Genomic DNA, 14,785 nt, shown 5'->3' with positions numbered 1-14,785 from the left:
AACGATAAGGACGGCACATGCTGGAAGCTGTTCGACCGGATCCGCTCCGGTCTCCCGAACTCGAACGGTTTGCCTCGAATGGGATCAGGCACGGCTTCTTCACCCGGGTCGGGGGCGTCTCCGAAGGAATCTATCGCGGGCTGAACGCCGGCGTCGGCTCGAATGACGCGCCGGAAAAGGTCGCGGAAAACCGCGCCCGCATCGCAAACTGGATGGGCGTGCCACCGACGCACCTCGTCACCCTCTATCAGGTCCACTCGGCCGACGCGCTCGTCGTGCGGGAACCGTTTTCGGGCGATCGCCCCAAAGCGGATGCAATGGTCACCGACACCCCCGGCATTGCGCTTGGTGTCCTGACCGCCGATTGCGGCCCGGTGCTGTTCGCCGATCCGCAGGCACAGGTGATCGGCGCGGCTCATGCCGGCTGGAAGGGCGCGTTCACTGGCGTTCTCGAGGCAACCATTGAGGCGATGGAGAAGCTGGGCGCTAACCGGGAGAACATCACGGCTGTGCTCGGCCCATCGATCAGCGTCGCGAACTACGAGGTCGGCCCCGAATTCGTCGCCCGCTTCGTCGATGCGGACCCGGCCAACGCGGTCTGGTTCAAGCCGTCGGCGAAGGATGGCCATTCCATGTTCGACCTCAACGGCTATACGGTCGATCGACTTTCGAAGGCTGGCGTCATTGCCAGCATGCTCAGCCGCTGCACTTACGCGGAAGAAGAGCTGTTTTTCTCCTACCGGCGCACCACGCACCGCGGGGAGCCCGATTACGGACGCCAGATTTCGGCAATTGCACTGGAGGCCAGCTGATGGCGCTGCATTTCGACAGGACTGAATTTGACGCGCGACGCGACCGGCTGGTCATCGAGATGGCGGATCGCAAGCTCGATGCCATGCTCATCTTCGCGCAGGAGAGCATGTACTGGCTGACAGGCTACGACACCTTCGGCTTCTGCTTCTTCCAGTGCCTCGTCGTGAAGGCCGATGGCTCCATGATCCTGATGACGCGCTCGGCGGACCTGCGCCAGGCGCGTCACACTTCCACGCTCGACAACATCGTCGTGTGGACGGACCGCGACGGCGCCAACCCCGCCGCGGACCTGCGCAACCTCCTCAACGACCTCGACCTCCTCGGCTGCCGCATCGGCATCGAGTACGACACGCACGGCCTGACCGCGAAGAACGGTCGCCTGCTCGATGAGGAGATGAAGACCTTCGCGACGACTGAGGATGCCTCCTCGATCATCCCGCGCCTGCGCCTCTACAAGAGCGAGGCCGAGATCGCGAAGGTGGAGAAGGCCGCGGCACTCGCCGACGACGCCCTCGATGCGGCACTTCCGCTGATCCGGCAAGGTGGCGACGAAGGTGCGATCCTCGCTGCCATGCAGGGCGCGATCTTTGCTGGTGGTGGCGACTATCCGGCCAATGAGTTCATCATCGGCTCGGGCGCCGACGCGCTGCTGTGCCGCTACAAGGCCGGCCGCCGCAAGCTCAACAAGAACGACCAGCTGACGCTGGAGTGGGCGGGCGTCTACCACCACTATCATGCGCCGATGATGCGCACGATCCTGACCGGCAAAGCGTCCAAACGGCATCAGGAGCTCTACGAGGCGGCCCATGCCGCCCTGCTCGCAGTCGAGAAGGTGATGACCCCCGGCAAGACGTTCGGCGACGTCTTCGACGCGCATGCAAAGGTCATGGAAGCAGCTGGCCTCACCCGCCACCGGCTAAATGCTTGCGGCTATTCGGTCGGCGCGCGCTTTACGCCGTCCTGGATGGACATGCCGATGTTCTATGCGGGCAATCCCGAGCCGATCATGCCGGGCATGACGCTTTTCGCGCACATGATCATCATGGATTCGGACACAGAGACTGCCATGACGCTCGGGCGTACCTATCTCACCACCGAGGGCGAGCCCCGGGCACTCTCGCGGCATGGCCTCGACTTGATCGTTCAATAATTTCATAATACTCGGCTCACGAAGGGCCGAGGCCTCGCAACGAGGCGACAGTCTCCGGAGGAAGCAGGTGGCAAGGATACCGCCCCTTTCGATCGTGATTTGCGCCGCAGCGCTGCTTTCCGCGTGCACCAGTTCGAAGGACGTTCTCGAGCCTTCCGCGCTGCTCGGCACGGGCGGCGGCTCGGCTGAGAGCCCGGCGCAGTTCCCGATCAACGACCAGACCCAACAGCAGGCAGCGCCGCAGACTGCGGCGGTGGCTTCGAATGCGCGTATCCAGATCGAGCCAATCATCGGCGCGACGGAAGCCGCCTCGAGGCCACTCGCATCCCGTCTGTCCAGCCAGGCCAGTACCCGCGGCCTGAAGCTCGTCAGCGACTCCTCGGCAACGCACATCCTCAAGGGCTACTTTTCGGCCATCACCGAGAACGGCGAGACGACGGTCATCTACGTGTGGGACGTGGTCGACCCGAGCGGCACGCGCGTCCACCGCATCCAGGGCAAGAGCAAGAACGTGGCGCAGGGCGGCGAAGGCTGGGCCTCGGTACAGGTGCCGACGATGGAGGCAATCGCCGACCAGACCCTCGACGAGCTCGCTGCGTGGCTCGCCGCGCGCCCGAGCTGATGCCGCATGCGGCAGCGGCACACTGACGCGCTTACGCAACGGTTCCCCCGGGAATCTGATCAAAAGCGGAAGAAGATCACCCTCAACTCTTGCATTACCCGCCCGCGGCGTTAAAAGCCGCCCCATATCCTTCCCCGGGGAAAATCTATGAAACTCTTCGCTGGCAACTCAAATCGGGTCCTGGCTGAAGCCGTCGCCCGTTATCTCAACATACCTATGGGCAAGGCGAGCGTCCGCCGGTTCGCCGATCAGGAGATCTTCGTCGAGATCCAGGAAAACGTGCGCGGCGAAGACGTCTTCGTTCTTCAGTCAACCTCGTATCCGGCAAACGATCACCTGATGGAATTGCTCATCATGATCGATGCGTTCCGCCGGTCTTCCGCCCGCCGCATCACCGCCGTGATCCCCTACTTCGGCTATGCCCGTCAGGATCGCCGCGCTTCGGGCCGAACCCCGATCTCCGCAAAGCTCGTCGCCAACCTCATCACGCAGGCCGGCGCTGACCGCGTTCTCACCCTCGACCTTCATGCCGGCCAGATCCAGGGTTTCTTCGACATCCCGACCGACAACCTCTTCGCCGTGCCGGTCCTCGCCCGCGACGTGAAGCGCAACTACGAGCTGCCGAACGTCATGGTCGTCTCGCCGGACGTCGGCGGCGTGGTCCGCGCCCGCTCGCTGGCCAAGCGCCTCGATGCCCTGCTCGCCATCGTCGACAAGCGCCGCGAGAAGCCGGGCGAGTCCGAGGTCATGAACATCATCGGCGACGTCCGCGGCAAGGACTGCCTCCTGATCGACGACATCGTCGACTCCGGCGGCACGCTCTGCAACGCGGCTGACGCGCTGCTGGCCAACGGCGCAACCAGCGTTACGGCCTACATCACCCACGGCGTGCTGTCGGGCGGCGCGGTTGCCCGCATCACCTCCTCCGCGCTCAAGGAGCTGGTCATCACCGACTCGATCCAGCCGACTTCGGCTGTCGAGGCAGCGCACAACATCCGCATCGTCACGATTGCCGACCTGATCGGCGAGGCGATCTCGCGTACTGCCAGCGAGCAGTCCGTCTCCAGCCTGTTCGACTAAGGCTGCGTATTCCGGCCGTCCCCGCTCTGGCGACGCAGATAGTCGCGCGGGGACGCCCCTAGCATCCGGCGAAACATCGTCGTGAATGCCGGCGCGCTGTCATACCCAAGATCCAGCGCCAGCTCGGTAACCGAAACTCCCTCCGCGAGCCGCGGCAAGGCCGCAAACAGCGTTGCCTGCTGCCTCCAGACGGAAAGGCTTAGCCCCGTCTCCGTCACAAATGCGCGCGTAAAGCTGCGGCGGCTCATACCGGCCTGCCGCGCCCAGTCATCGATCGTCGCGCGTGGCGATGGCGACGCGATGAACGCGCGGCACAGCTTTGCAAGCCTAGGATCTGCCGGAAACGGCAATCCAAATGGCCTCTTCGGAAACCGCGGGATTTCGTGCAGGATCAGCTCCATGACCGCACTGCCGCGCCGGTCGTCGGGCTCCGCCTTGCCGATCTCGACCGCCTCGATGATGAGGCTGCGCATCAAGTCCGTCATCGCAAGGACGCATACGCTGTCAGGCAGGCCATCGAGCGTGCCAGGTGCGACATAGGCCGAGCGCATGCGAACGAACCCGAGAGTCTCGACGGAATGCTCGATCCCTGCGGGGATCCACATCGCATGGTCGGGCGGAACCATCCATCGCCCCTGCGCCGTCGAGACCATCACGACACCCGTCAGCGCGTGCAGGAGCTGCGCGCGGCCGTGCTTGTGGCTCTTGACCCTGAATCCGTCGGGATAGTCGCTGGCAATCGCCAGCACCGCGCCCTCGGCCGTGTCGATCCAGTCGAGATGGTTCTGCAGTCGCGTTCTCGCGGCCGCTTGTGTCACTGCCTCGTCCTGACTGGTGGTCATGCTGCGGTGGCCCACTTGCGTAAGAAATCGACCAAACCACGAAGGACGTACGCATGCAATGCTCGTAGACGTTAGGGCAAGAAGCTGCGAGGAGCTCCGATCTTGACCGACATTGCCGCTGGCGCCCGCGCGCCCCGCGCCGAGAGTACCGTCTATCCCGTTCTGCTAGCGGTCTGCCTCTGCCACTTCATCAACGACGTGATGCAGTCGCTGCTGTCGGCCATCTATCCGATGCTCAAGGCAGACTACGGCCTCGACTTCTGGCAGATCGGCCTGCTCACCTTCACCTTCCAGTTCACCGCATCGCTTCTGCAGCCGATGATCGGCCTCTACACCGACAAGAAGCCGATGCCTCAGTCGCTGCCTGTCAGCAGTGCCTCGACCTGCTGCGGCTTGCTGCTGCTCGCCTTTTCGACGACCTATCCGATGCTGATCCTCGGCGCCGGCCTCATTGGCATCGGCTCCGCGATCTTCCATCCCGAGGCTTCGCGCGTTGCGCGTATGGCGTCCGGCGGACGCTACGGCCTCGCGCAGTCGGTGTTCCAGGTCGGCGGCAATACTGGTACGGCGCTGGGCCCGCTCCTCGCGGCCTTCATTGTCGTGCCGCGCGGGCAGACCAGTGTTGCCTGGTTCATTGTCCTTGCGCTGATCTCGATGGTCGTTCTGCGCCAGGTCGGCAACTGGTACGGACGCTACCAGAAGGCCAACGGCAAGAAGGCCGCGGCGAGCAAAACACTGCCGGTGTCGAAGAAGCGCGTGGTCCAGACGCTGGTGATCCTGACGCTGCTCGTCTTCAGCAAGAACGTCTATCTCGCGAGCATCAGCAGCTATTACACCTTCTTCCTGATAGAGAAGTTTTCGCTCGATGTGCAGCAGGCGCAGATGATGCTGTTCCTGTTCCTCGGCGCGGTTGCGGTCGGCACCATCCTCGGCGGCCCGATCGGCGACCGCATCGGCGCCAAGAACGTCATCTGGGTCTCGATCCTTGGCGTGCTGCCCTTCACGCTTGCCCTGCCCTATGCTGACCTGTTCTGGAGCGGCGTGCTGACGATGATCGTCGGCCTGGTGCTGGCATCCGCCTTCCCGGCGATCGTGGTCTTTGCGCAGGAATTGCTGCCGGGCCGAGTCGGCCTTGTCGGCGGCATCTTCTTCGGCCTGTCCTTCGGCATGGGTGGCTTGGGCGCAGCCGCGCTCGGCGTCCTGGCGGACGTCAGGGGCATCGAGTGGGTTTATTCGGTCTGCTCGTTCCTGCCGATGATCGGCCTGCTAACGGTATTCCTGCCGTCGATGAAGGAACTGCGTTCCGGCCGGGTTGATGCCTGACTCAGGTTGCACCGGCGAGCCGCTTCGGTTATAGCACCGCCACCCGTGCAGACACCCTTGGAGGCAGCACGGGGCGGATCGGCTGTGCCCAACACGGCCGGTTTGGCGTTTTCGGGCCAGCCCGGGAACACTCCAGTTTTGAAACGAAAGGAAATGCCATGAGCCAGACCTACGAGCTCAAGGCCGAGACGCGCGATACGGTCGGTAAGGGGTCCGCCCGTGCACTGCGTCGCAACGGCAAAGTCCCCGCCGTCATCTACGGCGACAAGCAGGCTCCGCTCTCGATCGCGCTGAGCTACAAGGACGTCTACTACAAGATTCACGGCGGCGGGTTCATGACCACGATCGCCACGATCGACGTCGACGGTCAGAAGATTCAGGTCCTCCCCAAGGCCTACCAGCTTGATCCGGTTCGCGACTTCCCGATCCACGTCGACTTCCTGCGCGTCAGCAAGAACACCACCGTCACGGTGCAGATCCCGGTGCGCTTCATCAATGAAGAGCAGTCGGCCGGCATCAAGCGCGGCGGCGTGCTGAACATCGTCCGTCACGAGATCGAAGCTCACGTCCCCGCCAACAAGATCCCGGACTTCATCGAGGTTGATCTGGCCGGTACCGATCTCGGCGACTCGATCCACATCTCCGCGGTCAAGCTTCCGGAAGGCGTTCAGCCGACCATCACCGACCGCGACTTCACCATCGCGACGATTGCAGCCCCGGCCGGCCTCAAGTCTGAGGAAGGCGAGGAAGCTGCTGCCGCCGAAGGCGAAGAGTAAGGCTCCCGGGCTGGGAGAACCGTCATGCTGCTCATTGCAGGCCTCGGCAATCCCGGCTCGAAATACGAGAACAACCGGCACAATGTCGGCTTCATGGCGGTGGACGCGATTGCCCACCGCCATTCGTTTTCTCCCTGGTCGAAGAAGTTCCAGGGGCTTGTCGCCGAAGGGCGCATCGGCGGCGAGAAGGTGTTGCTGCTCAAGCCGCAGACTTTCATGAACCTGTCCGGCCAGTCGGTCGGCGAAGCCATGCGCTTCCACAAGATCGAACCGTCGCAGCTGATCGTCCTTTACGACGAACTCGACCTGCCGCCCGGCAAGGTCCGCGTGAAGACGGGCGGCGGCGCAGGCGGCCATAACGGCATCCGCTCCATCGACGCGCATTGCGGCAAGGAATACCGCCGCGTTCGCATCGGCATCGGCCATCCGGGCATCAAGGAAATGGTGACGCACCATGTCCTCGGAGACTTCGCCAAGGCCGACCACGAATGGCTGGATCCCCTGCTCGAGGCGATCGCCGCCGAGATCGACAAGCTGGTCGCCGGTGACGACAACGGCTTCATGAGCAAGCTGGCCATCGCCCTGCGCGGCTCGGAGCCATCACCGGCAAAGCCGGAGAAAAAGCCTGAGCCGAAGGGACAGAGCCACATCCGCCAGGCACGCCCGCAAAAGCCGGCGATGAACATTCCTGACAAAGGCCCGATGGCCGAGATGCTAAGGAAGCTCTTTGGCAACAAGGAGTGATTCCTGCCATGAGCAACGATGTCATCTACATGTTCGCAATGAGCCTCGATGGCTTCATCGCGAGACCCGACGGGGCGTTTGACTGGCTTGATAATTATCCGGCCGACGCGGACTACGACTTCGACAGCTTTCTCGACTCGCTAAGCGGTATCGTCATGGGCCGCGGCTCCTACGAGGCTGCGCGCGGCGGCGGCAGATGGGACTACGGCCGCTGGCCCGTCACCGTCGCCACCAGCCGTGCAATTGAGGATGCGCCGGAGGGCGTCCAGGCGTTATCCGGCTCGCCTGCCGATCTGCTCGCGAACCTTCGTGAACGCGGAGCGGCTGGGCGCATCTGGCTGTTTGGCGGCGGCGACCTCGTCCAACAGTTCCTGCGCGACGGTCTCCTCGACACGATCGAGATCGGCACCATCCCGGTGATCCTCGGCAAGGGCCTTCCGGCCTTCGGACATCCAGGGCGCGACGTCTGGCTCGACCTCGACTTCGCCAAGCCGCTTGCAAACGGGGCAATCCATTCGCGCTACAGGGTCAAGCGAGACGCCTGACCGCTGGAACCTTGTGCGCCTCGGAGCCTTTCTGCGGCATGGAGAACAACAGCAGTCCTGAATCGGTCGTCGAGGTGCTCGACTGCGTCGAAGACGCGGCAAAAGGCGCCGACCGGGTTTCCCTCGCCGATGTGGTCGACCGCATCGGCGATGGCGCGTTCCCGCCGCTGATCCTCCTGCCTGCCCTCATCATGATCTCGCCGCTGACGGCAATCTTCGGCGTGGCGACCATCTGTGCGGTCGCGATTGCCCTCACCGCCGTCCAGATGATGATTGCGCGTGAGAAACTGTGGCTGCCCGACTTCATCCTGCGCGCCACCCTGCCCAGCAGCCGGATCGATCAGATTGTTTCCTGGCTCAACCGCCCCGCGAGGGTTGTCGATGGCGTCATCGACCGCCGCCTCTCGGCTCTGGTCGTCGCGCCGTTCGATCGCCTCTGGGCGCTGCTGTGCTTTACCCTTGCTTTGATGGTCCCGGCGCTTGAGCTGGTGCCGATGTCGGCGACGATCATCGCCGCTGCCATTGCCCTGTTTGCACTGGCGATGCTGGCACGTGACGGGCTGCTCGCCTTGCTGGGACTCGTCGTTCTGGGCGGCGCGATTTGGCTGCTCTGGAGCCTTGCGACCTGACGAGGGGTTGACGATCCGCCCCCCTATCGCCCATAGCCTGTCTCAATTTTCCATCACCTGACAGGACCAGATCATGGGCTTCAAATGCGGCATCGTCGGGCTGCCCAATGTCGGCAAGTCGACGCTGTTCAACGCGCTGACACGCACGGCGGCAGCGCAGGCGGCGAACTATCCCTTCTGCACCATTGAGCCGAACACCGGTGAGGTTGCGGTTCCCGATCTGCGCATGCAGCAGATCGCCAAGGTCGCCGGCTCCAAGGAAATCATTCCAACCCGCATCTCCTTCGTCGACATCGCCGGCCTCGTGCGCGGAGCATCGAAGGGCGAAGGCCTCGGCAACCAGTTCCTCGCCAACATCCGCGAGGTGGACGCCATCGTCCACGTGCTGCGCTGCTTCGAGGACGACGACATCACCCACGTCGAGGGCCGCATCGATCCGGTCGCGGACGCCGAGACCGTCGAGACCGAGCTGATGCTCGCCGACCTCGACAGCCTCGAGCGCCGCATCGTCCAGATCCGCAAGCGCGCAACCGGCAAGGACAAGGAAGCGCTGACCATCCTGCCGGTCATGGAACAGGCGCTGGAGTTGCTGCAGAACGGCAAGCCGGTCCGCATGATGCTCAAAGGCATCTCGTCGGAGGAGCTTGCGATCCTCAAGACCCTGAACCTCCTCACCTCCAAGCCGGTCCTCTATGTCTGCAACGTCGCAGAGGCGGAAGCCGCTACCGGCAACGAGCACACCAGGAAGGTTGCCGAAATGGCCGCCGAGCAGGGCGCACGCACCGTCATCATCTCGGCCGCGATCGAGGCCGAGGTTGCCCAGCTGCCGGACGAGGAAGCGAAGGAATTCCTGACCGAAATGGGTCTCGAGGAACCGGGCCTCGACCGCCTGATCCGCGCTGGCTACGAACTGCTCGACCTCATCACCTACTTCACGGCAGGCCCCAAGGAGACGCGCGCCTGGACGATCGTGAAGGGTACCAAGGCGCCGCAGGCTGCCGGCGTGATCCACACCGATTTCGAGCGCGGTTTCATCCGCGCCCAGACGATCGCCTACAACGACTATGTCACCCTTGGCGGCGAAGCCGGCGCCAAGGAGGCCGGCAAGGCCCGGGACGAAGGCAAGGAATATGTCGTGCAGGACGGCGACGTCCTGCTCTTCAAGTTCAACGTCTGACGGCGAACCAAGGCGGCCTGCGGGCCGCCTTTTCCGTTTAGGGACCAAAGCCCAAGCAAGAACGCTCCGTAGCTCCAGCGCCTGGCCGCGGACCTTCCCTGCCCCTTCCTGTCACACGCCCTGCCAGATAGAGTGCACGGCCTTCGCCGGTTGCAATGCATTACCGCATCCGGCAAACTGATTGTTCAAGCTTGAACAGGATTTGCAGATGACCACGAAGAAGTGGGCGTTCGAGAATTTTCAGGAGGGCATGACCCTCGACCTCGGCGAGAAGCACGTCACCGCGGAGGAGATCATCGAATTCGCCTCCGAGTTCGACGCCCAGCCGATGCATCTCGACGAGCAAGCCGGCAAGGCCTCCATCCTGGGCGGCCTCGCCGCCTCCGGCTGGCACAGCTGCGCGATGCTGATGCGCCTGATGTGCGACGCTTTCCTGCTCGACTCGACCTCCCAGGGCGCACCCGGCATCGACTATGTGCGCTGGATGCGCCCGGTGCTAGCCGGTGACACCCTCCGCGGCACGATGACGGTGCTGGCGACACGGCTTTCGAATTCGCGCCCTGACCTCGGCTTCGTCACCGTGCGCCATGACCTGACGAACCAGAACGGCGACGTGGTCATGCAGTGCAAGCATACCGGAATGTTCCTCAAGCGGGAGGCAGCAGCATGACTTTCGACGAGCGCCTCCGCATCGGTGAGGCCGTCACTCTCGGCACGCACACCTTCACCGCCGAGGAGATCAAGGCTTTCGCCAAGAAATTTGACCCGCAGCCATTCCACAGCGACGAGGACGCGGCGCGTGGCACGGTATTCGGCTCGCTGTGCGCCTCGGGCTGGCACACCTGCGCAAACTGGATGAAGTACAATCTCCTGCAACAGGAAGAAGAGCGACGGAACGGCCTATGGACGGCTGACTGGCCGGTATTCGGCCCCTCCCCCGGCTTCGAGAACCTGAAGTGGCTGCGGCCCGTCTACGCCGGCGAGACGATCACCTTTACCCGCAAGGCCGTCTCGCATCGGTCACTTGCCTCCCGGCCCGGCTGGCGCCTGCTGACACTTGAAGGCGAAGCCTACAACGAGGACGGCACCAAGGTTCTCAGCTTCGAGAACGTCGTCCTGGTCCAGGAATAAGAAAGGCGGCTCAAGGCCGCCTTTTTCGTCAGTCGCCGTCGAAGGCAATCAACGTTCGCACCGGAACGCCCAGCGCCTCGAGCTTCTTGCGCCCACCAAGGTCCGGCAGGTCGATCACGAAGCAAGCGGCAACGATATCCGCCCCGATCTGGCGCAGCAGTTTCACGGCGGCCTCCGCGGTGCCGCCGGTGGCGATCAGATCGTCGACGATGATCACCTTCTCGCCGGGCTCGAGCGCGTCGCGGTGCATCTCCATCTCGTCGATGCCGTACTCCAGGCTGTAGGCCACGCGCACGGTCTCGAACGGCAGCTTGCCCTTCTTGCGGATCGGCACGAAGCCGCATGATAGCTGGTGAGCCATCGCGCCGCCGAGGATGAAACCGCGCGCCTCAATGCCCGCAATCTTTTCGATATCTGCCCCGGAATAGGGCTTTACGAGCTCATCAACTGCCAGCCGGAACGCGGCCGGATCACCCAGCAGGGTCGTAATATCGCGGAACTGAACTCCCGGCTTCGGATAGTCGGAGATCGTGCGAATGGCGGAAAGGAGAGTTTCCTCGACGGAGTTGGACATCGGCGCTTCCCTGATTGCCGGACATGATTGCCCTGATCGGCGGCAAAAGAAAAGGGCGGCAGGTGCCGCCCTGTTCTTCCGAATGTTTCGAACGGCTTAGTGCTCGACGTTCGACCAGACCTTACGCTTCGTGAGGTAGATCAGGCCTGCGAACATCAGCAGGAACACCATCACGTTGAAGCCGGTCTTCTTGCGGGCCTCGAGGTGCGGCTCGGCCGCCCACATCAGGAACGCAGAGATATCGCGAGAGTACTGATCCAGCGTCTCCGGCGAGCCGTCGTCGTAGGTGACCTGACCCTCGGTAATCGGCTGCGGCATCGCAAGCGCCGAGCTCGCGATGAAGTGCGGGTTGTAATAGGTGCCCGGCTGGACCGGATGGTCTTCCGGAGCATCCTCGTAACCCGTCAGCAGTGCGTAGATGTAGTCCGGACCGCCCTCGGCATACTGGGTGAAGATGTCGAAGACGAAGGTCGGGAAGCCACGGGTCACTGCGCGCGCCTTGGCGATCAGCGACAGGTCCGGAGGAGCAGCACCGTTGTTAGCGGCAGCGGCGGCCTCGGCGTTCGCGAACGGGTTCGGGAACGTGTCGGACGGGATACCCGGGCGGGTGAACATCTCACCCGAGGAGTCCGGACCGTCAGTGATCTCGTACTCCGCGGCAATCGCGCGGACCTGCTCTTCCGAATAGCCGAGGTCAGCCAGGTTGCGGAAGGCGACGCGCTCAAGGCCGTGGCAGGACGCGCAGACCTCGCGGTAGATCTTCAGGCCGCGCTGCAGCTGGCCCTTGTCATAGGTGCCGAACGGGCCTGCGAAGGACCATTCCTGTTCGACCGGCTTCTTGAGCGGATAATCGGCAGCCTGGGCGGCGCCTGCCGCCCCGAACGCAATGCCAGCTACCGTCAGTGCCTTAAGGAAAGTTTTCATGGTTGATGTTCCTGTCTGCACCGGATCGATCAGCTCGTGGCCTCAGTGGAAACCGTGGGATGCGACGCAGCCGACTTGTTCTTCTCGAGCACGGCTTCGGTGATCGAGTTCGGCAGGCGGCGCGGCTTCTCAAGCAGGCCAAGCACCGGCATGATGATGAGGAAGAATGCGAAGTAGAACACCGTCGCGGCCTGCATCAGCGGAATGTAGATGCCTTCCGCCGGCTTCGAGCCCAGCCAGCCGAGGAACACGGCGTTGATGGCAAAGAGCCAGAAGAACAGCTTGTACCACGGACGGTAGACAGCCGAGCGGACCTTCGAGGTGTCGAGCCACGGCACGAAGAACAGCACCGCGATCGCGCCGAACATTGCTAGGACGCCGCCCAGCTTCGAGTCGATCGGCCCGATGTTGAAGGTGATCGCACGCAGGATCGCGTAGAACGGCAGGAAGTACCACTCCGGAACAATGTGCGCAGGCGTCTTCAGCGGATCAGCCGGGATGTAGTTGTCCGGGTGACCGAGGTAGTTCGGGATGTAGAAGACGAAGTAGGCGAACAGGATCAGGAACAGGACCATGCCGAATGCGTCCTTGATGGTCGCATAGGGCGTGAACGGCAGGGTGTCAGTCTTCGACTTGACCTCGATGCCGGTCGGGTTGGTCTGGCCGGTAACGTGCAGCGCCCAGACGTGCAGGATCACAACGCCTGCAATCATGAACGGCAGCAGGTAGTGCAGCGAGAAGAAGCGGTTCAGCGTCGGGTTGTCGACGGCGAAGCCGCCCAGCAGCAGCTGCTGGATCCACTCACCGACCAGCGGAATGGCGGTGAAGAAGCCGGTGATAACGGTTGCACCCCAGAACGACATCTGGCCCCAGGGCAGCACGTAGCCCATGAACGCCGTTGCCATCATGAGGAGGTAGATGATGACGCCGAGGATCCACAGCAGCTCACGCGGAGCCTTATAGGAACCGTAGTAGAGACCACGGAAGATGTGGATGTAGACGGCGATGAAGAACATCGACGCGCCGTTGGCGTGCAGGTAGCGCAGCAGCCAGCCCGAGTTCACGTCGCGCATGATCTGCTCGACGGAGTTGAAGGCCTGGCCCGTGTAGGCGGCATAGTGCATCGCCAGGACGATACCGGTGACGATCTGGACCGCCAGCATCAGCGAGAGAATGCCGCCGAAGGTGTAGGCGTAGTTCAGATTGCGCGGAACCGGATAGGAAACGAAGGAATCGTGGATGAGCCGCGGCAGCGGCATACGGGCGTCGATCCAGCGTTCGATACCGGTCTTGGGCGAATAGGTCGAGTGTCCACCGCTCATGGTCTATTGCTCTCTTAAAAACTCAACCGATCCGGATGACCGTGTCGGAAATGAATTGGAAGGTCGGAACCGCCAGGTTCTGCGGAGCCGGCCCGACGCGGATACGACCAGCGGTGTCATAGTGCGAGCCGTGGCACGGGCAGAACCAGCCGCCGAAATCGCCAGACTGGCCGAGCGGCACGCAGCCCAGATGGGTGCACGAGCCGATCATGACGAGCCAGTTTTCCTTGCCCTCGCCTGCGGAGCGGGCCTGGTCGGTTGCCTCGGCGCTCGGGTCAAGATTCGCGTTGCGAGCAACCGGATCCTTGAGTTCCGCCAGCGGCACGGCACGGGCAGCCTCGATCTCCTCCGGCGTACGATTGCGGATGAAGATCGGCTTACCACGCCACTTGGCGGTCACCGACATGCCTGGCTCAATGCCCGACACATCGACGTCGATGGTAGCCAAAGCCAGAGTAGAAGCATCGGGGCGCATCTGGTCGATAAACGGCCAGGCGGCGCCGCCGACGGCCACCACGCCAGCCATGCCGGTAGCGATGTAGAGAAAATCGCGGCGGTTATGATCGGTCGCTTCGTTCGCGCTCACGGGCACAGGGTCCTTTCGCCTTATTCCTGCCAGAAGGAACCCCATGCGCCACCCTGACGCACGTTTTGCCCGCCATCTCCAGATACCCCTTGCTTGGGTAGCTGGCAGTGGCTGGCGGATTCCCCCTTGCATTTGGCGAAGGTTTCTATGCGCCTGCCGGGCAATTGTCCAGTATCAGCGCCCTCAATGGGCAGATTGTCGCGGCTGTATGCAGGTGGTTACGACGCGCCCAGCCGGACCAGCACTTCCGCGGGAATTCCATACTCTCGGATGACATCCTGATGACGACGCATGCCGCACAATTCCCTTTGGATAAAATAGGCATAGACCGCTTCAGCCGCCTCCTTGAGCAAGACGGGTCTTTGCGGTGAGTCGGGCGCCTCGGCAGCAAGCCGCTTCAGCGCCTTCTCGACCCGATCCCCTGCCCGGCCGAGCGTCGCCGCCTTCTCGCCGAGGATCTCGTGATCCAGCGACTGAACCGCGCCTCCGGTGCCGGAAGTTCCGAGCGCGTTCATCTGGTATTGTGATGGCGGTCTAAGTGCCATGT

The 14,785-nt window shown here is 63.2% G+C and carries 18 protein-coding genes; 12 read left to right on the top strand and 6 right to left on the bottom strand.

Annotation, left to right across the window (positions count from 1 at the left end):
- The first annotated feature begins 17 nt into the window (after positions 1-17).
- The 4 genes from pgeF (at position 18) to L630_RS0114680 (ending at position 3,665) form a co-directional block, all read left to right on the top strand.
- Positions 18-812, top strand: coding sequence for a peptidoglycan editing factor PgeF (pgeF, locus tag L630_RS0114695; RefSeq protein WP_024849005.1), 795 nt, complete (start codon positions 18-20; stop codon positions 810-812).
- Positions 812-1,963 carry a Xaa-Pro peptidase family protein gene (locus L630_RS0114690; RefSeq protein ID WP_024849004.1) on the top strand — a complete coding sequence of 384 codons (1,152 nt, stop codon included), beginning with the start codon at positions 812-814 and terminating at the stop codon, positions 1,961-1,963. Before pgeF ends, L630_RS0114690 begins: the two co-directional genes overlap by 1 nt.
- Before the next feature lie 67 nt (positions 1,964-2,030).
- Positions 2,031-2,585: a hypothetical protein gene (locus L630_RS0114685; RefSeq protein WP_024849003.1), complete on the top strand. Its 555-nt coding sequence runs from the start codon at positions 2,031-2,033 to the stop codon at positions 2,583-2,585.
- A gap of 147 nt (positions 2,586-2,732) precedes the next feature.
- Entirely contained in the window at positions 2,733-3,665 is a 933-nt protein-coding gene (locus tag L630_RS0114680) for a ribose-phosphate pyrophosphokinase (RefSeq protein WP_024849002.1), read from the top strand.
- On the opposite strand, the gene L630_RS0114675 is transcribed toward L630_RS0114680, so the two are convergent.
- Positions 3,662-4,507, bottom strand: coding sequence for a helix-turn-helix transcriptional regulator (locus L630_RS0114675; protein ID WP_024849001.1), 846 nt, complete (start codon positions 4,505-4,507; stop codon positions 3,662-3,664). The genes L630_RS0114680 and L630_RS0114675 overlap by 4 nt on opposite strands.
- 102 nt (positions 4,508-4,609) lie before the next feature.
- Here L630_RS0114675 and L630_RS0114670 point away from each other — a divergent pair, with 102 nt between their 5' ends.
- The 8 genes from L630_RS0114670 to L630_RS0114635 all read left to right on the top strand — a co-directional run bounded on the left by L630_RS0114670 (position 4,610) and on the right by L630_RS0114635 (position 10,832).
- Positions 4,610-5,830 (top strand): MFS transporter, encoded by a 1,221-nt coding sequence (locus L630_RS0114670; RefSeq protein WP_024849000.1) that lies wholly within the window; start codon positions 4,610-4,612, stop codon positions 5,828-5,830.
- Positions 5,831-5,988: 158 nt separating this feature from the next.
- Complete coding sequence (locus tag L630_RS0114665) at positions 5,989-6,606, top strand: 50S ribosomal protein L25/general stress protein Ctc (RefSeq protein ID WP_024848999.1); 618 nt, start codon at positions 5,989-5,991, stop codon at positions 6,604-6,606.
- A 24-nt stretch (positions 6,607-6,630) separates the two neighbouring features.
- A complete protein-coding gene (gene pth / locus L630_RS0114660; protein WP_024848998.1) occupies positions 6,631-7,350 on the top strand; it encodes an aminoacyl-tRNA hydrolase in 720 nt (239 codons plus the stop codon).
- 8 nt (positions 7,351-7,358) lie between these two features.
- A complete protein-coding gene (locus tag L630_RS0114655) occupies positions 7,359-7,895 on the top strand; it encodes a dihydrofolate reductase family protein (RefSeq protein WP_024848997.1) in 537 nt (178 codons plus the stop codon).
- Between the two features lie 38 nt (positions 7,896-7,933).
- Positions 7,934-8,524 carry an exopolysaccharide biosynthesis protein gene (locus tag L630_RS0114650; RefSeq protein ID WP_024848996.1) on the top strand — a complete coding sequence of 197 codons (591 nt, stop codon included), beginning with the start codon at positions 7,934-7,936 and terminating at the stop codon, positions 8,522-8,524.
- 73 nt (positions 8,525-8,597) lie between these two features.
- Entirely contained in the window at positions 8,598-9,701 is a 1,104-nt protein-coding gene (gene ychF / locus L630_RS0114645; RefSeq protein ID WP_024848995.1) for a redox-regulated ATPase YchF, read from the top strand.
- Between the two features lie 208 nt (positions 9,702-9,909).
- Positions 9,910-10,371, top strand: a complete 462-nt coding sequence (locus tag L630_RS0114640; protein ID WP_024848994.1) for a MaoC family dehydratase — start codon at positions 9,910-9,912, stop codon at positions 10,369-10,371.
- Positions 10,368-10,832 carry a MaoC family dehydratase gene (locus L630_RS0114635; RefSeq protein ID WP_024848993.1) on the top strand — a complete coding sequence of 155 codons (465 nt, stop codon included), beginning with the start codon at positions 10,368-10,370 and terminating at the stop codon, positions 10,830-10,832. The genes L630_RS0114640 and L630_RS0114635 overlap by 4 nt, the downstream gene beginning before the upstream one ends.
- A 28-nt stretch (positions 10,833-10,860) precedes the next feature.
- Here the strand turns inward: L630_RS0114635 and L630_RS0114630 are convergent, their stop codons facing one another.
- The 5 genes from L630_RS0114630 to L630_RS0114610 form a co-directional block, all read right to left on the bottom strand.
- The gene (locus L630_RS0114630; RefSeq protein ID WP_024848992.1) at positions 10,861-11,406 is read right to left on the bottom strand and encodes an adenine phosphoribosyltransferase; all 546 of its coding nucleotides are present in this window, start codon (positions 11,404-11,406) and stop codon (positions 10,861-10,863) included.
- A 96-nt stretch (positions 11,407-11,502) separates the two neighbouring features.
- Positions 11,503-12,330, bottom strand: a complete 828-nt coding sequence (locus tag L630_RS0114625; RefSeq protein ID WP_024848991.1) for a cytochrome c1 — start codon at positions 12,328-12,330, stop codon at positions 11,503-11,505.
- Positions 12,331-12,359: 29 nt separating this feature from the next.
- Positions 12,360-13,652 carry a cytochrome b N-terminal domain-containing protein gene (locus L630_RS0114620; RefSeq protein ID WP_024848990.1) on the bottom strand — a complete coding sequence of 431 codons (1,293 nt, stop codon included), beginning with the start codon at positions 13,650-13,652 and terminating at the stop codon, positions 12,360-12,362.
- A 22-nt stretch (positions 13,653-13,674) separates the two neighbouring features.
- Positions 13,675-14,238, bottom strand: a complete 564-nt coding sequence (petA, locus tag L630_RS0114615) for a ubiquinol-cytochrome c reductase iron-sulfur subunit (RefSeq protein ID WP_024848989.1) — start codon at positions 14,236-14,238, stop codon at positions 13,675-13,677.
- Positions 14,239-14,456: 218 nt separating this feature from the next.
- Positions 14,457-14,783: a DUF6665 family protein gene (locus L630_RS0114610; protein WP_024848988.1), complete on the bottom strand. Its 327-nt coding sequence runs from the start codon at positions 14,781-14,783 to the stop codon at positions 14,457-14,459.
- Positions 14,784-14,785 lie beyond the last annotated feature (2 nt).

It is taken from the genome of Aminobacter sp. J41, assembly GCF_000526635.1.
Classification (GTDB): domain Bacteria; phylum Pseudomonadota; class Alphaproteobacteria; order Rhizobiales; family Rhizobiaceae; genus Aerobium.
Note: the sequence above shows the minus strand (reverse complement) of the source record. Positions and strands in the feature narration are given on the sequence as shown.